Source organism: Promicromonospora sp. NPDC052451 (genome assembly GCF_044547525.1).
GTDB lineage: Bacteria > Actinomycetota > Actinomycetes > Actinomycetales > Cellulomonadaceae > Promicromonospora.
Genome location: NZ_JBIUAP010000005.1, coordinates 329,773 through 350,951, shown reverse-complemented (window position 1 = coordinate 350,951; position 21,179 = coordinate 329,773). Strand labels below are relative to the sequence as shown.

General features: G+C 72.1%; 15 protein-coding genes, 1 tRNA gene and 1 pseudogene. 10 read left to right on the top strand and 7 right to left on the bottom strand.

Features of this window, described 5'->3' with window-relative positions; translation table 11 throughout:
- Nucleotides 1-65: 65 nt before the first annotated feature.
- Nucleotides 66-1,310, top strand: coding sequence for an MFS transporter (locus tag ACIG47_RS11495; protein WP_397430905.1), 1,245 nt, complete (start codon nucleotides 66-68; stop codon nucleotides 1,308-1,310).
- 1 nt (nucleotide 1,311) lies between these two features.
- Here the strand turns inward: ACIG47_RS11495 and ACIG47_RS11490 are convergent.
- Nucleotides 1,312-1,384 (bottom strand) — tRNA-Arg (locus ACIG47_RS11490).
- Nucleotides 1,385-1,618: 234 nt separating this feature from the next.
- Between ACIG47_RS11490 and ACIG47_RS11485 the strand changes: the two genes are divergently transcribed.
- From ACIG47_RS11485 to ACIG47_RS11465, 5 genes are read left to right on the top strand one after another with little or no spacing between them, the layout of a single operon-like run.
- Nucleotides 1,619-3,388, top strand: a complete 1,770-nt coding sequence (locus ACIG47_RS11485) for an ABC transporter substrate-binding protein (protein WP_397430904.1) — start codon at nucleotides 1,619-1,621, stop codon at nucleotides 3,386-3,388.
- Nucleotides 3,389-3,391: 3 nt separating this feature from the next.
- Entirely contained in the window at nucleotides 3,392-4,387 is a 996-nt protein-coding gene (locus tag ACIG47_RS11480) for an ABC transporter permease (RefSeq protein ID WP_397430903.1), read from the top strand.
- 40 nt (nucleotides 4,388-4,427) lie between these two features.
- On the top strand, nucleotides 4,428-5,366 hold the full coding sequence (locus tag ACIG47_RS11475; RefSeq protein ID WP_397430902.1) for an ABC transporter permease: 939 nt from the start codon (nucleotides 4,428-4,430) through the stop codon (nucleotides 5,364-5,366).
- Nucleotides 5,366-6,316, top strand: a complete 951-nt coding sequence (locus ACIG47_RS11470; protein ID WP_397413464.1) for an ABC transporter ATP-binding protein — start codon at nucleotides 5,366-5,368, stop codon at nucleotides 6,314-6,316. The genes ACIG47_RS11475 and ACIG47_RS11470 overlap by 1 nt, the downstream gene beginning before the upstream one ends.
- Nucleotides 6,316-7,308 carry an ATP-binding cassette domain-containing protein gene (locus ACIG47_RS11465; RefSeq protein ID WP_397413465.1) on the top strand — a complete coding sequence of 331 codons (993 nt, stop codon included), beginning with the start codon at nucleotides 6,316-6,318 and terminating at the stop codon, nucleotides 7,306-7,308. Before ACIG47_RS11470 ends, ACIG47_RS11465 begins: the two co-directional genes overlap by 1 nt.
- A gap of 159 nt (nucleotides 7,309-7,467) precedes the next feature.
- Here the strand turns inward: ACIG47_RS11465 and ACIG47_RS11460 are convergent, their stop codons facing one another.
- On the bottom strand, nucleotides 7,468-8,394 hold the full coding sequence (locus tag ACIG47_RS11460) for a L,D-transpeptidase (protein ID WP_397430901.1): 927 nt from the start codon (nucleotides 8,392-8,394) through the stop codon (nucleotides 7,468-7,470).
- 92 nt (nucleotides 8,395-8,486) lie between these two features.
- On the opposite strand from ACIG47_RS11460, the gene ACIG47_RS11455 reads away from it, so the two are divergent.
- Complete coding sequence (locus ACIG47_RS11455) at nucleotides 8,487-9,875, top strand: helix-turn-helix domain-containing protein (protein ID WP_397430900.1); 1,389 nt, start codon at nucleotides 8,487-8,489, stop codon at nucleotides 9,873-9,875.
- Nucleotides 9,876-10,430: 555 nt separating this feature from the next.
- Here the strand turns inward: ACIG47_RS11455 and ACIG47_RS11450 are convergent.
- The gene (locus ACIG47_RS11450; RefSeq protein WP_397430899.1) at nucleotides 10,431-11,678 is read right to left on the bottom strand and encodes an MFS transporter; all 1,248 of its coding nucleotides are present in this window, start codon (nucleotides 11,676-11,678) and stop codon (nucleotides 10,431-10,433) included.
- Between the two features lie 588 nt (nucleotides 11,679-12,266).
- Here ACIG47_RS11450 and ACIG47_RS11445 point away from each other — a divergent pair.
- Nucleotides 12,267-16,316, top strand: coding sequence for a hypothetical protein (locus ACIG47_RS11445; protein WP_397430898.1), 4,050 nt, complete (start codon nucleotides 12,267-12,269; stop codon nucleotides 16,314-16,316).
- 695 nt (nucleotides 16,317-17,011) lie between these two features.
- A complete protein-coding gene (locus ACIG47_RS11440; protein ID WP_397430897.1) occupies nucleotides 17,012-17,245 on the top strand; it encodes a hypothetical protein in 234 nt (77 codons plus the stop codon).
- Between the two features lie 221 nt (nucleotides 17,246-17,466).
- Here ACIG47_RS11440 and mscL read toward each other — a convergent pair whose 3' ends face one another.
- The 3 genes from mscL to ACIG47_RS11425 form a co-directional block, all read right to left on the bottom strand.
- Nucleotides 17,467-17,889 (bottom strand): large conductance mechanosensitive channel protein MscL, encoded by a 423-nt coding sequence (gene mscL / locus ACIG47_RS11435; RefSeq protein WP_397430896.1) that lies wholly within the window; start codon nucleotides 17,887-17,889, stop codon nucleotides 17,467-17,469.
- A gap of 159 nt (nucleotides 17,890-18,048) precedes the next feature.
- Nucleotides 18,049-19,059, bottom strand: coding sequence for an RcpC/CpaB family pilus assembly protein (locus tag ACIG47_RS11430; protein ID WP_397430895.1), 1,011 nt, complete (start codon nucleotides 19,057-19,059; stop codon nucleotides 18,049-18,051).
- 292 nt (nucleotides 19,060-19,351) lie between these two features.
- Nucleotides 19,352-20,344 carry an IS481 family transposase gene (locus tag ACIG47_RS11425; protein ID WP_397430894.1) on the bottom strand — a complete coding sequence of 331 codons (993 nt, stop codon included), beginning with the start codon at nucleotides 20,342-20,344 and terminating at the stop codon, nucleotides 19,352-19,354.
- A 299-nt stretch (nucleotides 20,345-20,643) separates the two neighbouring features.
- Between ACIG47_RS11425 and ACIG47_RS11420 the strand changes: the two genes are divergently transcribed.
- On the top strand, nucleotides 20,644-20,814 hold the full coding sequence (locus ACIG47_RS11420; RefSeq protein WP_397430981.1) for a hypothetical protein: 171 nt from the start codon (nucleotides 20,644-20,646) through the stop codon (nucleotides 20,812-20,814).
- A gap of 14 nt (nucleotides 20,815-20,828) precedes the next feature.
- Here the strand turns inward: ACIG47_RS11420 and ACIG47_RS11415 are convergent.
- Nucleotides 20,829-20,969: pseudogene (locus tag ACIG47_RS11415) on the bottom strand (FmdB family zinc ribbon protein); the annotation flags it as partial.
- Nucleotides 20,970-21,179: the final 210 nt, after the last annotated feature.

Sequence of the window (21,179 nt, the reverse complement as noted above, 5' to 3'; positions counted from 1 at the left end):
CAGCCCCGCCGGGAGAACCCAGCACCGCCACCAGCACCGCCACCAGCACCTCAAGGAGCACTGTCATGCCTGTCGCCCTGTGGGCCCTCGCCATCGGGGGCTTCGGGATCGGCCTCACCGAGTTCGTCATCATGGGCCTGCTGCCCGAGGTGGCCACGGACTTCGGCGTCACCGAGACCGTCGCCGGATATCTCATCTCCGGCTACGCCCTGTCCGTCGCGGTCGGCGCGATCGGTCTCACCGCCGCCCTGACCCGGGTGGACCGCAAGAAGGCCCTGCTCGGGCTGATGATCCTGTTCATCGCGGGCAACCTGCTGTCCGCGCTCGCGCCCACCTATGAGCTGATGATGCTCGGCCGGGTCGTCGCGGCGCTGTGCCACGGCGCGTTCTTCGGCATCGGCGCGGTCGTCGCGGCCGACCTGGTCGCCCGCGACCGGCGCGCCGCCGCCATCTCGATCATGTTCGCCGGCCTGACCGTCGCCAACGTGCTGGGCGTGCCGTTCGGCACCCTGCTCGGCCAGGCGGCCGGCTGGCGCTCCACCTTCTGGGCCATCACGGGCATCGGCGTGCTCGCCTTCGTCGGCATCGCACTGCTGGTCCCGGCCCGGGTAGGCGTGCCCGACGATGTCGCGGGGCCGAGCGGGCAGGCCGGTCCCGGCCTGCGCGGCGAGCTCGCGGCGTTCCGCGCACCGCAGGTCTGGCTGTCCATCGCCGTGACCGTGCTCGGCTACGGCGGCATGTTCGGGGCGTTCACCTACATCGCGTTCACGCTCACCGAGGTCAGCGGGTTCGCGACCTCGACCGTGCCGTGGCTGCTCATCCTCTTCGGAGCGGGCCTGTTCGTGGGCAACCTGGCCGGCGGCAAGGCCGCGGACAAGAACCTCGGGGCCACCCTGCTCACACTGCTGGTGCTGCTCACCGTGGTCCTGGCGGTGTTCGCGCTGACCGCCACGAGCCAGGTCGCGACGATGATCAGCCTGGTGCTCATGGGCGCCGTCGGCTTCGCGACCGTGCCGGGCCTGCAGATGCGTGTCATGCGCCACGCGTCGGCCGCGCCCACGCTCGCCTCCGGCGCGAACATCGCGGCGTTCAACGTGGGCAACGCGTTCGGCGCCTGGGTGGGCGGGCTGACGCTCGCCGCGGGGCTCGGGTACACGTCTCCGCTGTGGGCGGGCGCGGCGGTGACCCTGGTCGGGCTGGTCGTGATGGTGGTCGCCACGCTGGTGCGGGGCGGCGAGCGCGCCGTGGCCCGCAGCGGGGCGGCGGCCGGGGAGCGCCCGGCGGTGCCCGCCGGGACGCTCGCCGAGTAGGTGCGCCTGGGCAGACTCGAACTGCCGACACCCGCTTTAGGAGAGCGGTGCTCTATCCACTGAGCTACAGGCGCTCGCTCCTCCCGGGGGGAGGAGCACGTCCGGGCGCTGCCGGACCAGCGCACACAGCCTAACGGCAGCCCGGCCCGGCGCGCTAAGCGCCGGGTCGGGCGAAGGTGTCGATTGCGCAACATAGGTGACAAACCTTGACCAACCTGTCCCGGGGCTAGAACGATGCTCACCAACCTGGCGCGACGATGCGCCCGGTCCGCACGACGGCCGTGCGGGGGTGGACGAGAGGATCGACGATGCTCCTTCGACAGACCAGGTCCCGGGGCGCGGCGGCCCTGGCGGCGGCCACGGCGGCGGGCCTGCTGCTCGCCGGCTGCACCTCCGGCGGTGGTGGGAACGCACCCACGTCCAACCCCTACGCGTCCGCCGAGGGCATGGACGCGGCGAACGAGCTGGTGGGGGAGTACCCCCGCGAGGAGACCGTGTTCACGAGCGGCACCCAGTGGGGTCCGCCGTCGTCCTGGAACCCGATCCCCAGCTCCGGCGAGGCCACCGGCACGCGCGGCCTGGTCTACGAGCCGCTGTTCCAGTTCGACCCGATCACGCTCGAGCTCACGCCCTGGCTCGCCGAGGGCGGCGAGTGGACCGACGACGACACCTACGAGCTGACCCTCCGCGACGGCCTCACCTGGCAGGACGGGGAGACGCTCGACGCCGACGACGTGGTCTTCACCACCGAGCTGGGCAAGGTCGACGCCGTGCCGTACTCGAACCTGTGGACCTGGCTCGACACGGTCGAGGCCACGGACGACACCACCGTCGAGTTCACCTTCTCCGACCCGCGCTACCAGGAGTGGGACAACTGGCTCTACACCACGATGATCGTGCCCGAGCACATCATGGGTGACTGGTCGGACGAGGAGCTGCTGTCCAACCCGAACGAGGACCCGGTCGGCTCGGGCGCGTTCATGTTCAACGCCGTCGGGCAGGACCGGATGGTCTGGGAGCGCAACGACGACTGGTGGGCCAAGAGCGAGCTCGGCTACGAGATGCCCATGAAGTACATCGTCGACGTGGTGAACACCTCCAACGAGGTGGCCCTCGGCCTGATGCTGTCCGGCGGCCTGGACCTGTCCAACAACTTCCTGCCCGGCGTGAACCAGCTCGCCGACTCCGGCCAGGTGAGCACCTACTACGAGGGCGAGCCGTACATGCTGGCGGCCGCGTCGGCCAACCTCATCCCGAACCAGACGCGGCCCCCGATGGACGACGTCGACTTCCGGCAGGCGCTGGCGCGGTCCATCGACGTCGACAAGATCGTCGCGAACGCGTACGGCGGCCTGGTGGCCAAGGCGCACCCGTCCGGCCTGGTCCCGGCGTTCGAGGCGTACTACGACGAGGACGTCGTGGCCGAGCACGGGTTCACCTTCGACGCCGAGGAGGCCAAGTCCATCCTGGCCGACGCCGGCTACCAGGACACCGACGGCGACGGGTTCGTCGAGACGCCCGACGGCGAGCCGATCGACCTCAAGCTGATCGTCCCCGCCGGCTGGACGGACTGGATGGAGGCCGCGCGCGTCATCGCGGAGGACGCCTCCGCCGCGGGCATCAAGGTCACGGCCGACTTCCCCGACGCGGGCGCCGTCGACGACGCACGCGCCACGGGCGACTTCGACCTGGTGATCAACGGCAACGCGGGCGTGAGCAACACGCCGTGGACCTACTACAACTACGCGTTCTACCAGCCGATCCAGGAGCAGATGCTGGTCGGCAACTTCGGCCGGGCCGAGGACGCGGAGTCGTGGGAGCTGGTGCAGAAGCTGTCGCGCACCGAGACCGGCACGCCGGAGTTCGAGAGCACCCTGTCGCAGGTGCAGGAGCGGTTCATGACGCAGATGCCGGCCATCCCGCTCTGGTACAACGGCGCCTGGGCCCAGTACAACGAGTCGCAGTGGACCAACTGGCCCACGGAAGGTCGCGAGGACGCGTACTTCCCGGTCCTGTGGAACGGGTACACGCAGATGGGCGGCATCAACACGCTGCTCGCCCTCGAGCCCGCCTCCTGACGCATGCGTGGCTACCTCGCCCGCAAGACGCTGGTCTACGGGCTGACGTTCGTCGTCGCGGTCACGCTGAACTGGCTGATCCCCCGGCTCATGCCGGGGGACCCGGTCCAGCGGATGGTGGCGCGCACCGCCGTGCAGCACCCCGAGACGGTCGCCGCCATGACCGCGTACTACGAGCGCACGTTCGGCCTGGACCTGCCGGTCTGGCAGCAGTACCTGAACTACTGGGCGGCGCTGCTCCGGGGTGACCTGGGCACGAGCGTGTGGCTGTTCCCCGCGCCCGTGAGCCAGGTGGTGCTCGACGCCGTGCCGTACACCCTGGGCATCATGATCCCCGCGATCGTGCTGAGCTTCGTGGTGGGCAACAGCGTGGGGGCGATGGCGGCGCGCAGCCGGTGGCTCGACAACGTGGCGCTGCCCGTCGGCTACCTCGTCACGGCCATGCCGTACATGTGGCTCGCGATCCTGCTGGCGTGGGGGCTCGGCGTGGCGCTCGGCTGGTTCCCCGTGGCGGGCGGGTACGACTTCGGGCTGGTGCCGCAGTGGTCGTGGTCGTTCGCGGGCGACCTGCTGCACCACTGGGTGCTGCCGTTCCTGTCGCTGTTCCTGGTCTCGCTGGGCGGCTGGGCGATCGGCATGCGCAACCTGATCATCTACGAGCTCGAGTCGGACTACGCGAACTACCTGTCCGCGCTCGGCGCACCCCGGCGGCTCGTGCGGAGGTACGCGTTCCGCAACGCGATGCTGCCGCAGATCACCGGCCTGGCGCTGCAGCTCGGCACGGTGCTCGGCGGCGCCCTGGTCACCGAGATCGTGTTCGCGTACCCCGGCCTGGGCAAGCTCGTGCTCTCCGCGATCCAGAACCAGGACTTCTTCCTGCTGCAGGGCACCCTGCTGTTCGTGGTGATCGGCGTGCTCGTGGCCAACTTCGTGATCGACATCGTCTACGTGCTGGTCGATCCCCGCACGCGGACCGGACTGACGGGGGCTACCGCATGAGCCGGAGCGGAGCCGCAGGCTCGTGCGGAAGGAGAACGGCATGACGGCGACACGACCGACCACGGGGCCCGGGACCGAGGCGGGCGACCAGCCCGGGGTGACCGGAACGCCGTCGGGCCTGCGAAAGCCCGGGGGCGACGTGCGCGAGACCCTGTACTTCGCCCTGCGGAACCCGAAGGTGCTGGTGGGCGGGGCCGTGGTGCTCGTGTTCCTGCTGCTGGGACTGATCGGGCCCGCGTTCCTGCGGTACGCCCCGATGGACTACGCGGGCCGGCCCATGGCGCCGCCCGGCGGCGACTTCCCGTTCGGCACCACGACGTTCGGGCAGGACGTGTTCGCGCAGTTCGTCGCCGGGCTGCGGTCCACGTTCCTCGTGGGCGTGCTGGGCAGCGCCGTCTCTGCCGTGATCGGCATGACCATCGGGTTCGTCGCGGGCTACCGCGGCGGTCTGATCGACGAGCTGCTCAACATGCTCACCAACGTGGTGCTGGTCATCCCGGGCTTCGTGGTGCTCATCATCATCAACGCCTACCTGGGCGTGCGCAGCGTGCCCATGCAGGCGCTGTACATCGGCGTCTTCTCCTGGCCGTGGGTGGCGCGCGCCGTGCGGGCGCAGACCCTGTCGCTGCGCTCGCGGGACTTCATCGACCTGGCGCGGCTGTCCGGCGTGGGGGTGGGCACGATCCTGCGGCGCGAGGTGGCGCCCAACATGTACTCCTACCTCTTCATGACGTTCGTGCTGCTGTTCGGCGGGTCCATCCTGACGGCGGCGTCGCTCGACTTCATCGGGCTCGGGCCCACCAACGCCATGTCGCTCGGCCTGATGATGAACCAGGCTGTGCAGTGGAGCGCGCTCCACCTGGGGCTGTGGTGGTGGTTCGTGCCACCCGGGCTCGGGATCACGCTCATCGTGGGCTCGCTCTACGTCATGAACGTGGGCCTGGACGAGGTCTTCAACCCCAAGCTGCGGGAGACGTGATGGCACTGTCCGTGACCGACCTCCGGGTCTACTACCGCACCCTGAAGGGCGACGTGAAGGCGCTCGACGGCGTCACCTTCGACGTGGCCGACGGCGAGATCATGGGCATCGCCGGCGAGTCCGGCTGCGGCAAGACCACGCTCGGCAAGGCCCTCATCCGTCTCGACACACGCATGCGGCACGAAGGCGGCACGGTCGCCCTCGACGGCGAGAAGCTCCCCATCGCCGACGACGCCGCCATGCGCCGCCACCGCTACCGCGAGGTGTCCCTCATCCCGCAGTACGCGATGTCGGCGATGAACCCGACACGCAAGATCGGCCGGATGATCCGCGACCTGCTCGCCGCCCACGGGGTGCGGTACGCCGAGGTGCTGCCCGAGCTCGAACGGCGCCTCGGCCTCGTGGGGCTCGACGCCGAGGTGCTGAAGCGCTACCCGATCGAGCTGTCCGGGGGCATGAAGCAGCGCGTGGTGCTCGTGCTGTCCACGCTGCTCAACCCGTCCCTGCTCATCGGCGACGAGGTGACCTCCGCGCTCGACGTGTCCTCCCAGAAGGCCGTCGCCCGCGCGCTGGTCGAGTTCCGCGACCACGGGTTCGTGACGTCGATGATCGTCATCACCCACGACATCTCCGTGCTGTTCCAGGTCGCCGACACCATCCTGGTCATGTACGCCGGGCACCTCGCCGAGAAGGCCCCCGCCCGGACCATCATCGACGAGCCCCTGCACCCCTACACCAAGATGCTCATCGGGGCGCTGCCCCAGGTGGGCGACCGGTACGAGGAGCAGCGGCTCACCGGGATCGAGGGGCGGCCGCCGTCGCTGCTGAACCCGCCCACCGGGTGCCGGTTCCGCGACCGCTGCCCCCTGGCGCACGACAGGTGCGCCGAGGCCCCGCCCTTCCGCGAGGTGGCCGAGGGCCACCAGGTCGCGTGCTGGGCGGTGAGCTGATGCTGACCCTCGACCGGCTCGACAAGGTCTACAGGACCGGCACCTTCGGCAGCTCCGACCTGCACGCCGTGCGGCAGGTCAGCCTCGACGTGCAGCGCGGCGAGGTGGTCTCGCTCATCGGGGAGTCCGGCAGCGGCAAGTCGACCATCGGCAAGATGGTGCTCCACCTGCTCGACTCCTCGGGCGGCAGCATCACCTTCGACGGGCGCGACGTCACCCGGCTCGGGTTCCGTGAACGCCGCGAGTACTATCGCAGGGTCCAGGGTGTGTTCCAGGACCCGTTCAGCTCCTTCAACCCCATCTTCAAGGTGGACCGGGCCTTCGAGACCCTGCGTCGCTCCTACTTTCCCCGGGTCTCCTCCGCGGACTGGCGCGGCCGCCTGGAGGAGGCGCTGGGCGCCGTCACCCTCGAACCCGGCGACATCCTCGGCAAGTTCCCCCACCAGCTCTCCGGCGGCCAGCTCCAGCGCCTGCTCATCGCGCGCGCCCTGCTGCTCGACATCGAGCTGCTGGTCGCCGACGAGATCATCTCCATGCTCGACGCCTCCACCCGCATCGACGTGCTCAACCTGCTCGGCGACCTCAAGGCGCGCGGCCTGGGCATCCTCTTCGTCACCCACGACCTCTCGCTCGGCAACTACGTCTCCGACCGCGTGGTCATCCTCTACCAGGGTCGCGTGGTCGAGCGGGGCGTCACCAGCGCCGTCTTCGACGACCCGCTGCACCCCTACACCCGGGACCTGCTCGCCTCGGTGCCGCACCTCGACCGCACGTGGGAGGACGTCGAGGCGGAGGAGGCCGAGCGCACCGCGCGCCTGGCAGGGCGGTGCCTCTACCACGAGGCGCTCGCGGCGCAGGGGCGGTCCCTGGGCGAGGAGGCGGCGTCGGCGGACGGGGTGCCGGACGGCGTCGGCCTGGTGGAGCACTCGCCCGGCCACTTCGTGGGGTGCTTCCGCCGGGCGGCGGACGACGCCTGCCCGGCGGGGGCGTGACGCGGATCTCGCGCGGCGCAGCGAGGCGAGATCGTGCGGGGATCGTGCGGGGGAGAAGGTGCCCCGCGGAGGTGGGTTGCTGTGCGTCGACAATGTCTACGCACAGCAACCCACCCTCGTGGGACAACGTTCCTCCGGCTCGAGGTGGGTCCGGGGACGCTAGGCCGTCACGAGCACCGGTACGCCAGGGTCCAGGCCGGCGAACCGCTCGAAGTCACCGGGTGCGAGGCGCACGCATCCGTTGCTGACCGCCTGCCCCTGGCCGACGCCGACGTGGATGGCCGTCGCGGCGTACTCGGTGCCGTAGAACCCGTCGAGGGACTCGCTCTGCATCGACAGGAAGACCGACAGGCCCGTGTTCACGGCCTCCGTCACCGTGAACACCTGGGTGAGCCCGAGCGGCGTCGGCGTCTCGGGGGCGCCGACGGCGGCGGGGAACGTCTCCCGGGTGCCGTCGGCCTTGCGCAGGGTGATCGTGCGGTCCGACAGGTCGACCAGGACCGCCCGCTTCTCCGCGCGCAGTACGACGTCGTCCTCGCGCAGCCAGCCCGCGGTGCCGTTCACGCGCTCGGCGTCCTGTGACGGCAGCGCGCCGCGACCGTAGGGGACGAGCACCTTGACCCAGCCGGGCCGGCGCTCCAGCACCAGCCAGCGGGCGGCGGCGTCGTAGTAGGCGGACTCCAGCGCGAGCACCGGCTTCTTCGTCGCGTCCGGCTGGGCCCAGACCGGGGTGCGGTCGGCCTTGGGTCGCGCGACCGAACCCGGCAGCGCGCGGAGCCGGTCGACGTCGGACTGCGGCAGCTCGTGCGGCAGCAGCCGGTCGATGCGGGGTTCGGGCAGGCCGGCGAGCGCGAAGGCGGCCGGCGCCGGCTCGGAGGCGGACGGGGTGGGGGAGGGCGTGGGGCCGGGCGCGCTCGTCACCGTCGCCGGGGCGGACGCGACGCCGTCGGTGTCGGGCTGCAGCACCAGCCAGGTCATGGAGGCGAGCACCGCGAGGAGCACCACCGCCGCCACCCACGTCCACACCCGGGACGCGCGCGGCCGGGACGACTCCGGGGTCTGGTGCCCGCCGAGCGTGTCAGCCATCCCCAGAACGATACCGGGCTGACACATGTGTCCGATATCTTCATCTCCGTCCGACTTGCACCACTGCCGCAACCCACCGAGGAGAGATCGCCGTGGCCACCGCCGACCGGACGTTCCCGACCACGAGCGTCCCGACGCGCCGTTCCCGCAACCTCGTGCTCACCGGCGCCATCTCCGTCGCCCTGATCTCGACCGGGTCCGCCTACCTGGCCATGGTCCAGTTCGGCGTGGACGTGCTCGCCATGAACCAGGGCACCGCCTACGCGACGGCCGGCGTCTTCGAGCTGTCGCTCGTCACCGTCGCGCTGCTGGCCCGCGAGGCCGCGCGCGACAACCGGCCCGGCGGCACGCTGCTCGCGCTGACCTGGGCGCTGTCGTCGGCGTCGGGCATCTTCGCGGCGTGGCACGAGGCGTACATCGGTCATCCCGTCGGCGCCGTGCTGTTCCGGTTCGTCGTGCCGCTGCTGGCCGCGCTCATGTGGCACCTGGCGCTGATCGGCGACCGGCACCTGGCCACCGGCACGTCCTGGTCGGCGCTGCGGCAGTCGGCGCGGATGCACGCGCTGTTCCTCACCACGGAGGACCTCTTCCGGGCGCAGAGCCTCAACGACGGCTCACGTGCCGCGCGGCGCCGGCTCGCGAAGGCCGAGGCCGGACGCCGCCGGGCACGCTCCGTCGCGCTGCGCACCGTGCCGCCCACCGAGATGCGCGCGCAGGTCGCGGCCTGGTGCGAGGCGCTGGCGGCGGTCGGCGACGGCACGGCCGACGTGGCACGCCTGCACCTGGCCGACCGGGCGCGGCTGACCGGGATCCTGACGGGCGAGCGGCTGGAGCCGGGGGCGCTGGGCGTGTCGGGGGTGTTGGACGCGTCGAGGACGGACGTCGGGACCGGCGTCGGCATACCTGACTACGAGTGGCGTGCCGCCGAGGCCGTCGCGGGAGAGGTCGGTGTACCGGTCGGGGGCGTGGACGGCAGCGGGGTGTTCGACGGGCAGGCGTTCGGGGACGCGCCGGGCCAGGGCGCGCCGCGCCCCGCGGGGCGGCGCAGCGCGGCCCTCGACGAGCGTCGAGACCGGGTGACGGAGCGCGCGCCCGTTGAGCCGGGGCCGTCCGGAGAGGGGCGGGGCGCCGGGACGGAGCCGGGACCGTTCGGAGAGGGGCGGGGCGCTGGAACGGAGCCGGGCGGGCCGGCCGTCGCGGCGGACGGCGGCTGGCAGCGCGTCGAGGCCGAGGCCGTCGATCCTGTCGAGGCGGCGGACCGCGCCACGGCGAACGTGCGGGAGGCGATCCCCCCGCGGCGCGCTCCCCGCCGGGACACGCAGCTCGGCACCCGGGCCGCCGAGCGCATGATCGACCTGCGCGCCAAGGGGCGCACGTACCGCGAGATCGCGGAGGAGGTCGGCGTCAGCGAGACGACGGTGCGCAAGCGGATGCGCGAGTTCACCGAGACCGGCTCGATCCCGATGGTCACGGTCCGCTGACGCCGCGGGGCTGCTGGTTCGTCAGCGGCTCCGTGGGGTGTTCGGTCTTCTGCTTGCGTTGCCGGCGGTGTTTGGTCTGTTGTCAGTGCTGGGTGCTGCGTGCTGCGTGCTGGGGTGCTTGGTCTTCTGCTTGCGCTGCCGGCGGGTGTTCGGTCCATTGCCAGCGCTGCCCGCGGGTGTTCGGTCCATTGCCAGCCCTGCCCGCGGGTGTTCGGTCGGTTGCTTCGAGATCGGTCCATCGACGGACCGATCTCGAGGCAACCGACCGAACACTCGTCGCGGAGCCCGGCAACGGACCGAACACCGTCGCGGAACCGGTCGATGGAACCGACCACTGGTCGCGGAACCTGGGCAACGGACCGACCACTGTCGCGGAACCGGTCGATGGAACCGACCACCGGTCGCGGAACCCGGGCAACGGACCGACCACCGTCGCGGAACCCGTCGACGGAACCGAACACCCGCCATGGAACCCAGGCAACGGACCGACCGCAGCGAGCGGCGTCAGGCAACAGCCAGGCGACGGACCGAACCCGCGAACGAATGGGACAGACGTCAGGAAGCCGCCGGCCCGTCGGGGGCACCCGCGTGGGCGATGTTGCCGAGGGACCGCCAGACCAGCACCAGGGTGAGGCCCGCGCCGGCGCAGGCGAACCACCACGGCGCGACGAGCCCCCAGTGCTCGGCGATGATGCCGCCGAGCAGCTGCCCGAGCGCGACGCCGCCGAACACGCAGATCATGTACAGAGAGCCCACCCGGCCCTGGAACTCGCGCGGTACCGCCCGCTGCCGGACGGTGGTGGAGAGCGTGCCCCAGACGAAGGCGTAGACCCCGAAGACACCCATGATCAGGATCGCCACCCAGCTCGTCGTCGTCAGGGCGAAGGCCGCGTGGTAGAGCACCTCCAGGGTGAGGCACACGCGCATGAGGGTGGCCAGGGCCACGTGCCGCTCCAGCCAGCCGTAGGCCAGCGTGCCCACGATGCCGCCGACCGCCGCCGACGTGGTGAGCAGGCCGTACTCCACCTCGCTCATGTGCAGGTGGTCGAGCGCGTACTTGACCAGCACCGCACCCGGCGCCGCCCACGTGATGTTGAAGGTGAGGATGACGATCGCCAGCGTGCGCACGGGGGCGTGGTGCCAGATCCAGCGCAGCCCCTCGGCGATGTCCTGCCGCACGTGCGACCTGGCGCCGGGGCGGGGTTCGGCGTCGGGCAGGCGTACCCGGGAGACCAGGACCACCGCGAGGGTCACGCAGACCACCTGTACCACGAACGGCCAGACCATCCCCGCCGCGAACAGGAACGCGCCCAGCGGAGGGCCGGCGAACTGGTTCGCCGTGAGGAAGCCGGCCTGGAGGCGCTGGTTGCCGGTGCCGAGGTCCCGGGGCTCCACGAGCATGGGCAGCAGGGTCTGCTGGGTGGTGTCGGCGAAGACCTCGGCCGTGCCCCAGAGGAACATCGCGGCCAGGACCAGCCAGATGGACACCGTCCCGGTGGCGACGAACACGCACAGCACCGCGATGACGAGGGCACGGACGGCGTTCGCGACGATGACGACGGCGCGGCGGTCGAGCCGGTCGGCGAGCACACCCGCCCACAGACCGAACACGAGCCACGGCAGGCGTTCGAGCATGGCGGCGAGCGCGACGAGGAAGGCGCTGTCGGTCTGCGAGGCGACGAGCAAGGGTCCGGCGGCCAGCGCGATGCCGTCGCCGATGTTGCTGGTCCAGGACGCCGAGACGAGCCAGCGGAACGGCCGTCCCAGCCGGCGGGGGAAGACGACCTCGACGAGTGCGCTCACAAACGTTCGATCCTAGGAGGCGGTGTCCACGCTTTTTCCCGACGGCGGACCGGCGTCCGGATCGTGCCCGCACCGGCACGGCCAGGGGGTGATATCCCGGGTCCCGGAGGCGTCTCGCGGGCCATCTCCGGGCTGCCCGAGCGGGTCCGGTGACGGGGGCCGGGCACGGGTCGGGAACCGTGCAACGACGCGGCAGAACGTCTTGTGGGCGCCGCTCGGGCCGGAATTCGAAAACGTTTGCCGGCCGGAGGAAAAGCAAGTTGGACAATCGTCCGAGTCGGTGTTGACGTCCGCCTGGAACAGGTGCAGACTCTCACAAGACGGTGCGCATCGCCCGCCCCCTGCGCGGTGCGCATCGTCATACCCCGTCGGGCTCCGGCCCGTCTGCGAAGCCCCTTCGGACCCCCTGCCGGAGGGGCTCCTGCATTCCCGGGAACATCGCCCCCCCCGAGAGTCCTGCTGGCGCGCACGGTCGCATGCCGGGCCCGTGCGCCCGCGCGTCGCGCCACGCCGGGGGTTCGGATGGTCCGGCGTGTCGCGCGGCGTGGCGTCCGGAGCTTGCGTGCGCCGCACGGTTAGCGTGCTGGTGTGAACGCTGCACGCCGCCAGACCGCAGCCGCCCCCGAGAGCTCGGCCGACCTGACCGAGGAGCTCTCGGCCGCGCTGCAGGACGAGAACGTGGACCCGGCCACCGAGCTGGCCGCGTCGGAGGCCTCGGGGTCCACACCGCGAGCATCCCGCGACCCCATGGCCGAGTCGGTCGCGCGCTGGCGGGCCGGGCTCGTCCGCCTCGCCGGGGGATCGTCCCTGGCCGACGTCGGGCTGCTCGGCGAGGCCGTCATCGACCTGTCGTCGGCGCACCCGTCGGGCGTCGCCCAGCTCTTCGCAGGCCGGCCGACCCGCCTGTCCAACCTGGTCCGCGAGGCCGGTGCCCTGCCCACGGCCCGGCGTCGTGCCCGAGCGGTCGCGGCCCGCTCCGCGGAGCACGCGCAGCGCTACGGGCTCTCGCCGACCTACCTCGCGATCGGCGTCGCCACGTGGACGGAGTACCCGGTCTCCGGTGGGTCGGACGCCGGACGCCGGGACGACATGGAGGCGATCACCCGGGTGCTCGGGCCGGCGAGCGCGCCCCAGCCGCCGGAGCAGGAGTCCGCGGACAGCCCCGACGACGCACCGGCCCTCACCGGCTCCGTCCCGGTCGTCACGCTGGCCATGCCGTCGGGGCGTCCGGCGTCGTCCGCGGACGAGGAGGCCGAGGGGCCGCGCGTGGTGCGCGCACCCGTCATCCTGCGTCCCGTCACGCTGACGCCGCGCACCGACGGCGAGGGTGACTACGACATCACGCTCGACACCGCCGCCGAGATCAACCCCGTGGTGGCGCGCACGCTGCGGGCCCACGGCGCCCTGCTCGATCCTGCCGCGCTGGCCAAGGCGACCTTCACGCTCGCCGGGTTCAACCCCACCGACGTGCTGGACCGGGTGGCGAGCCTCGGCTCGGCTGTGCTGGGCGACTTCCAGCTCGACCGGCGAGTGCTGGTGGGCACGTTCGTGCACCCCGGCCAGGCGCTGGTCGACGACCTCGACGAGCTCGCCCCGACGCTGGGGAGCCACGAGGTGGTCTCCGCCCTCGGCGGCGTGGACGACTCGGTGCGCAGGCTCGGCCGGACGGAGCTGCCCCCGGCACGGGTGGGCGACGCCGACCCGGCGCACGAGCGCGGCGTCGGCGACCTCGACCCGCACCAGCGGCACGTCGTGGACGCGCTCACGACCGGCAGCCACCTGTTCGTGGACGCCCCGGTCGGGTCCGACGCCGCCGGCACGCTGGCCGCGGTCGTCGCCGAGGCGAACGCGAGCGGCCGCTCCGTGCTGTACGTGCCGGGGCACCGCCGCGCCGCCGACGCCCTGGCCGCGCGGCTGGACTCGCTGGGTCTGGCGGGCCTGCTGCTCGACATCGCGCCCGTGCCGACGTGGCGCACCTCGACCTCACGGCGCCTCCTGGAGGCGATGGCGCCCGCGCAGGAACGGATCGACGTCGACGAGGTGGCCCGGGTCCGGGACGCCCTGATCGGGTCGCGGGCGCAGCTCGCCGGCTACATCGGGGCGCTGCACCGCGTGCGGGACCCGTGGCGGGTCTCCGCGTACGACGCCCTGCAGGCGCTCGCGCGGCTCACCTCGGAGCGGCCGGCGCCGGCCACCCGGGTGCGGCTCGGTTCCGAGGAGGTGCTCGCGCTGGGCGCCGAGCGCCGCGCGGAGCTCGCGGCCGACCTGGAGCGGGCGGCCGAGCTGGGGGCGTTCACGCTCACGTCGGCGTCCAGCCCGTGGTTCGGCGCGCACATCCTCACCGACGACGACGCCCGCTCGACGCTCGCCCGCGTGACCCGGCTCGCCGAGCACACGCTGCCGGAGCTGCGGGAGCAGATCGAGTACGTGGCGCGGGTGACCGGCCTGGTCAAGGCGACGACGGCTCGCCAGTGGGGTGAGCAGCTCGCCATGCTCGGGGGGATGCGCGGCACGCTCGACGTGTTCCAGCCCATGGTGTTCGAGCGCACGGCCGCCGACATGGTGCAGGCCACGGCGTCGCGACGGAAGCGCGCGGAGCAGGGTGTGGAGATGGGCTGGCTGGCGCGACGCCGGCTGAAGCGCCGGGCCCGCGAGATGGTGCGCCCGGGCGTCCGGGTGCCGGACATGCACGCGGCCCTCGTCGAGGTGCAGCGCCAGCGCGAGGTCTGGCAGGAGCAGTGCCCGCGTGGCGGCTGGCCGACCCTGCCCGAGGGCCTGGCGGCCGTCGAGGAGACCTACGAGGCGGTGCGGATCGACCTGGAGGCCCTCGAACCCGTGCTGCGCTCCTCGCACGCGGGGGGCGGCCTGCTCGACCTGGACCTGTTCGCGATGGTCCAGCGGCTCGCCTCCCTCTCGGAGACGCGGGAGGCGCTGACCCCGCTGCCGGAGCGGACCGCGGTGCTGCGCCGGCTGCGGGCGTCCGGTCTCGGCGACCTCGTCGACGACCTCACCGAGCGCCGCGTCGAGGCCGACCTCGTGGGCCCGGAGCTGGAGCTGTCGTGGTGGTCCTCGGTGTTCGAGCAGATCCTTGCCACCGAGCCCGACCTCGCCGGTCAGGACGGTGCGGGCCTCGACGCCCTCGCCGGACGGTTCCGCGAGCTGGACCGCCGGCACGTCGGCTCCCTGTCCGCGCCCGTGCGGGCCGCGGTGCGCGCGCACCTGGGCGCCGCCATGCGCGAGGAACGGGACGACGCCGAGGCGCTCTACGCCCAGCTGGTCGACGGCGGCCTCACCTCGATGCGCGACCTGGTGTCCGCGCACGGCTCGACCGTGCGGCGCCTGCGTCCCACCTGGGTCTCGACGCCGACGATGGTGCCGCACCTGCTGCCCGCCGAGCGGAGCGCCGACCTGGTGATCCTGGACGCCGTGCAGCACGTGCCGGTCGAGGTGGTCGTGCCCGCGCTGGCCCGGGGCCGGCAGATCGTGGTGGTGGGCGACCCGCGGTCGGCGTCGGGCACCGCCGTGCGGGACCTGGCCCGGCTGCTGCCGCGCGTCACGCTCCAGCCCGAGCCCGCGCGCCGCGACCCGCGCCTCACGGCGCTGCTGGCCGAGCACGGCTACGAGGGCATCCTGCGGCCCGCGCCCCTGCCGCGCACCGAGGCTCTGGTGCACTTCTCGCTCGTGGACGGGACCGGTATGCCGGATCCGGTCTCGGGGACCGTCGAGTCGACGACGGCGGAGGTCGAGCGCGTGGTCGACCTCGCCATCGAGCACGCGATGACCCGGCCGGAGGAGACCTTCGGCATCGTGACCGTCACCGCGGCGCACGCCGACCGGATCCGGGAGCGGCTGCTCGCGGAGGTGCGGAACAACCCGGCCCTGGCCCCGTTCTTCGCGGGCTCGCGGCCCGAGCCGGTGGTGGTGGCCGACGTGACGGGCGTGGCCGGGCTGGCCCGCGACACCATTGTGCTCACCCTCGGATTCGGGCGGACGCCGCACGGCCGCGTGCTGCACCGGTTCGGCGTGCTCGGCGACGCCGGCGGCGACGCGATGCTGCTCGGCTCGCTGGGCGCGGCACGCAAGCGCCTGCACGTGGTGTCGTGCTTCCCGGCAAGCGACCTCGACCCGGAGCGGCTCCGCGGCCCGGGGCCGCAGCTGCTGGCGCGGGTGCTGTCCTTCGCCGAGGAGCGCTCCGGGCTCGCGGACCAGGTGGAGATCGGCAACGGCGTGGACGTGGCACGGTCGCTGGACCGGCTCGTGGTGGACCTCGGGGAGCGGCTGTGGCGCTCCGGCCTCGTGGTCGAGACGGACTACGGCCTGCCCGGCGGCGACCGGATCCCCCTCGCCGTGGGCCACCCCGACCTGCCCGGTGAGCTGCTGGTGGCCGTGCTGACCGACGACGCCGCGTACGTGGCCGAACCGTCGATCCGCGTGCGTGACCGCCAGCTCGCCGAACGGCTGGAACGGCTCGGCTGGATCGTGGCTCAGGTGTGGTCGGCCGCCGCGTTCCTGGACCCGGACGCCGAGGCGGAGCGGGTGCGGAGCGTGGTGCTGTCGGTGCGGGACGCACGGGTCGGGCTGTCCGGGGGAGTGGCCCCGGCGGCGGAACTGGTGGTGCCGCAGGTGCTGGACGACTGAGGTGTGGGGGTGGCCCCTGTTGGTGTGGGGCGGACTCGTCGGCTTCGAGGGCCGGTCACGGGCGGCTGGTGACGAGCTGGCCGGTCACGGGCTGGCCGGAGGGGCCGGGCGGACTGGGTGCCTGGCTGGGCTGGATGTGCCTGGGTGGGCTGGGGCGCCTGGTTGATTTGGTGGGCGCCTAGATCGGCTTGGGGCTGCCTGGCTGAGTTGGTGGGCGCCCGGCTTGGCTTGGGGCTGGCTGAGTTGGTGGGCGCCCGGCTTGGCTTGGGGGCTCCCGGCGGATGCCTTGTTGGTGGCTTGCGGCCGGCGGTTTGAAGCTGGTGGCTTGAGGTCGGCAGGTTCCTCCGGCGAGGTCGGCAGTTTGCCTCGTCAGACTCAGGTGGTCGGCAGTTTGCTTCGAGATCGGCACAGGCCTGTGCCGATCTCGAAGCAAACTGCCGACCTCGCCCGCGGGCGTCGGCATTACTGCAGGATCCGACTGCGCCGGAGGGTGCTGAGCTTCCTGGCGGGTTCCCCGGGCGGTGCCGACGTTGCTGCACGGTCCCGAACTTGCCGGTGGGTGCCCGGATGGCGCCGATGTCGCTGGACCGTGCCGACCTTGCTGGACGGTGCCAGCTTTGCAGGCGGACGCCTGGAGCACGGAGCCAGGTCGGCTCGCGCAGACCCTCGGCGGGTGGTCGGGGGACAATGGACACGTGAACGAGTCCGAGGAGCAGGGCGCCGAGGCGGTGCCGAGCGGCGGCACGCCCCGGCGTCGGGGACCTCGGCGAGCCGTGCGGCGGGGGACCGAACGTGAGGCGGTGCTGGGTGTGAGCGCGGACGAACGCCCGGCCGGCTGGGGTGAGGACACTGACGACCGGGCTGCTGCCGGCGGTCACGGGTCCAACGACGAACAGCTCCGCCGGGACGTGCCCCCGCACTGGGGTTGAGCACGCGGGTCAGGCGCGATGCATGCCGATATGTCAGGCGCTCGGTCAGTCGCACGTTCGGCCCATCGCACGTTCGGCCCATCGCACGTTCGGCCCATCCCACGCTGCGGTGCCGGACCCGCGATGGTCGGTGGGACGCCAGGTGACGTTCCACCGACCACGACGGGGCTGGCCGTTGACGACCGCCGCGGGAGCTGAGTCGCCGTCGGCGATCCGGTGGGTCAGCGGTTCTGCGAGGCGGCGCCCGCCTGGGTGCGGAGCAGGTCGCGGATCTCGGTGAGCAGCACGACCTCCTCGGCCAGCGCCTCCTCGACGACGTCCTCTTCGGCCTGCTTGCGCAGCGACTGCAGCTTCTTGATCGGGAGGATCACGAAGAAGTAGATCGCTGCCGAGATCAGCAGGAACATGATCACGCCCTGGATGAAGAGGCCGATCTGGAACTTCGTGGTCTCGCCCTGCCAGTTCGGGAGATAGAAGGCGATCTCGGTGAAGTCCGGCGCACCGATGAGCCACCCGATGAGCGGCATGATGAAGCCGTCCACGAGGCCGCTGATGACCCCGGAGAAGGCGGCGCCGATGACGACGGCGACCGCGAGGTCGAGCACGTTGCCGCGCGTGATGAATTCCTTGAAACCCTGAAGCATCCTGATTCCCCTGCTGTTGTTCACGAATGTTCTCGGGCCGCCGGGACCGGCCCGGTCATGGATTCTCCGGTTTGTTCCGAGAATCCGCACCTCGAACGGGACATTCCGCAGAATGCGGTCGTTGTTTGCCCCACTATGCCGGATCCACTGGGTGTGCGGCTACGGCACCAGAACAGCCGTCACGGAACCCCAGCCCGAGACCGCCGACAGCTCGGGGGCCTCCTGCGGGCTCACCGCGACGAGCGTGACCGGCCGGTCGGCCTCTGACGCCGGTCCGAGCAGTCCGCCTGCCGCCTCCGGCGCGCGTCCGGGCGGGACGGGGAGCACCAGCGCGTCGCGAGCGAGGTATCGGGGCTCGGTCGCCGGTTCGATGCCCGACGTCGTCCCGGCCAGCAGGTCCACGCGGTCGCCGGGGCGCAGGAGGGCGGCGACCGCATCGTCGGACAGGCGGACCGGGACCACCGCCGAGCCGCGTGGCGCGGCGGCGGAGACGCCGTCGTCGGAGACAAGGGTGGCGTGCAGGGGCGCGCCGGCTGGCAGCCCGACGACCGCCACCCGCCCCAGGAGGTCGTGCACGGCGTGGGCCACGCCGGGTGGGGCGGCGTCGGCGGCGACGGGTCGCAGAACGACGTCTTCGCTGGTCAGCTGGGTTCCGACCGCGATCGGACGGGCAGTGATCGCGATGTCCACCGTCGGAGGCGGGGGCGGGCGCAGCACGTACAGGGCAAGGGTTGCCGCCAGACCGAACAGCGCGGCGGCGAGGGCGAAGCGCCAGCGCCACAGGATGCGCCGCGCCCGGCGGAATCCTGGTGACGCGGGTCGCGACAGCCACCCGCCGAGGCCACGACTCTGCTGTCGGCGGGGACCCGGTGACCGGTCCGGTGTGGCGCCCCACGGTGCGGAGAGCAGGGGGCTGGGCGCGGTGGTGGTGTCCAGGGTGGACGCGGCCAGGACGTCCAAGCTCCACGGGCTGCTCGCGGCATGGCCGGGTTGCCGTGGCGCCTCCCACGGCGTCGGACGGCGGGGCTCGTCGCGCATCGTCGACCGGTGTGGTTCGTCCTGCACGGACGGCCGGAGCGGGGCCGTCGGCGCGCCCGGATCGCGCGGTGCATCATCGCGCGGTGCAACGTGGTGGACGGCTGTGTCGGTGAGCGTGTCGAGGAGTCCCATGCCGACGACGCTAGGTGGCCGGTCCGACCGGCGGGCTGGTTGCGGGTGCATCTGTGCACAGAGGCCCGAGGAGAGCGCCTGTGGTCACTCTCGCGGGCCTGGGCGCGCTACGAGCGGGTCGCTGAGGCCCGAGGCGAGATGCTGACTTCGGCCCCTTGTTCGACGCAGCGACGAGCGTTCGGTCGCCAGCACTGGGATCGGTCGATCGAGCGACCGATCCCGGTGCTGCCGACCGAACGCGCGCGGCGGGGTGGAGCCGACGGTGCCGCAGCCAGGCTCGGCCGGTCGCCGGCTAGCTGTGATGTCCAGGGAGGTTGTTCAGTCGGGTGATGGGTGGTTGGTTGCCGATCGCTGAGTGCGCGCGGTGGTGGTTGTAGTAGTGCAGCCAGCCGGGTAGCTCGTCGCGACGTTCGGTCTCGGAGGTGTAGTGCCGGGCGTAGGCCCAGCCGTCGGCCAGGGTGCGGTGGAAGCGTTCGATCTTGCCGTTGGTCTGGGGCCGGTAGGGGCGGGTGCGCTTGGGCTTGATGTCGAGCTGGGCGCAGGCATCGCGCCAGGCGTGGGATCGGTAGGCCGCCCCGTTGTCGGACAGGACCCGCTGGACGCTCACGCCGTGGTCGGCCAGCCAGGCGGTGGCCCGGTGCAGGACGCCGACGGCGGTGTCGGCCTTCTCGTCGGTGTGGATCTCGACGTAGGCCAGCCGGGAGTGGTCGTCGATCACGGTGTGCAGGAACGCGGTCCCGGTGCGGGGCTTGTAGTCCGTGCCGCGGGCCAGGCCTGGGGTGGCGCGCTGGTTACGTCCGCCCTGCTGCCGGCCGACGTAGCGGTGCCCGCCGCCGTCGGGGATGTTGCCGAACTTGGTCACGTCGACGTGGATCAACGAGCCCGGGTACTCGTGTTCGTAGCGGCGGATCGGTTCGCCGGTGACCCGGTCGATCCGGGACAGGCGGTTGATCCTGGCCCGGACCAGGACGGCGTGCACGGTCGAGGCCGGCATGCCCAGGCGCCCGGCGATCTGCGCCGGGCCGAGCCGGTGGCGCCACCGCAGGCCCACGATCTGCTTGACCACGGGTCGCGGGGTCCGGGTTGGGCTGTGGTGCGGGCGGGAGGACCGGTCGGTCATGCCCGCGGGCCCCTCGGTGCGGTAGCGGTGGGCCCACTTGCTAGCGGTGCGTGGCGAGACCATGAACATCTTCGCGGTGCTGGTGATGGTCCATCCGGACTCGACGACCAGACGCGCCAGGCGCAGGCGTGCTCTCGGGGTCAGCAGGGCGTTAGCGTGGGTCACGAAGGCCTCCGGTGGGCGGTGTGGTTTCTCGACAACTCCACTCCACTACCGGAGGCCTTCCTCAGCCCCTAACCCCGAGCGCGTTTCGCCCGAATCCAGGAACAACCTCCCTGGACATCACAGCTAGCCCCGGCAGCCGCAGCCAAATCTGGTCAGCCGCAGCCAAAACTGGCCAGCCGCCAGCCGTCGCCCAGGCCGGCCGCGTCAGTCAAGCCAGTCGCCAGCCGTCGGCCAGGCCAGCCGCCAGCCAACCCCAGCCAGCCGCCAGCAAACAGCCGGCTCAGGCCGATGCGGCCTTCGTGCCGGAGCTGCTCGACGACGAGCTCGACGACGAGGTGGACGTGGAGGAACCGCTCGACGACGAACCGCCGGAGGAGCTCGACGACGATCCCGACGAGGACCCGGAGGAGTCCGACCCTCCGGCCTTCACCGTGCTGTTCGTCGACGTGCTGCGCGAGTCCGTGCGGTAGAAGCCGGAGCCCTTGAACGTGACCCCGACCGAGCTGAAGACCTTTCGCAGCTTGCCCTGGCACTCCGGGCAGACCGTCAGCGACTCGTCGCTGAACTCCTGGTGGATGTCGAACGCGTGGCCGCAGTCGGCACACCGGTACGCATAGGTGGGCACGTGCACTCCTCTGGGACGTCAGACCGGCTGGAGCTGCGTGCGCTCACCGGGGCCGGGCCTGGCACTCGGGGTTTCCGAGTGCCAATACTAACGGTCCTGCGGCGACGGATAGTCCCAGGATCTCCCGACGCCGTTCACCTGTGCGCGTTCACTCAATGTCTGGGGCTGGCGGTAGTCTCCAGTGCGTGTCCGCGACCACTTCCGCCGATC

Coding starts and splice junctions, on each gene's coding strand:
- ACIG47_RS11465 (WP_397413465.1), top strand. CDS start 6,316: ATGCTGACCCTCGACCGGCTCGACAAGGTCTACAGGACCGGCACCTTC.
- ACIG47_RS11495 (WP_397430905.1), top strand. CDS start 66: ATGCCTGTCGCCCTGTGGGCCCTCGCCATCGGGGGCTTCGGGATCGGC.
- ACIG47_RS11460 (WP_397430901.1), bottom strand. CDS start 8,394: ATGGCTGACACGCTCGGCGGGCACCAGACCCCGGAGTCGTCCCGGCCG.
- ACIG47_RS11480 (WP_397430903.1), top strand. CDS start 3,392: ATGCGTGGCTACCTCGCCCGCAAGACGCTGGTCTACGGGCTGACGTTC.
- ACIG47_RS11470 (WP_397413464.1), top strand. CDS start 5,366: ATGGCACTGTCCGTGACCGACCTCCGGGTCTACTACCGCACCCTGAAG.
- ACIG47_RS11475 (WP_397430902.1), top strand. CDS start 4,428: ATGACGGCGACACGACCGACCACGGGGCCCGGGACCGAGGCGGGCGAC.
- ACIG47_RS11430 (WP_397430895.1), bottom strand. CDS start 19,059: ATGGGACTCCTCGACACGCTCACCGACACAGCCGTCCACCACGTTGCA.
- ACIG47_RS11485 (WP_397430904.1), top strand. CDS start 1,619: ATGCTCCTTCGACAGACCAGGTCCCGGGGCGCGGCGGCCCTGGCGGCG.
- mscL (WP_397430896.1), bottom strand. CDS start 17,889: ATGCTTCAGGGTTTCAAGGAATTCATCACGCGCGGCAACGTGCTCGAC.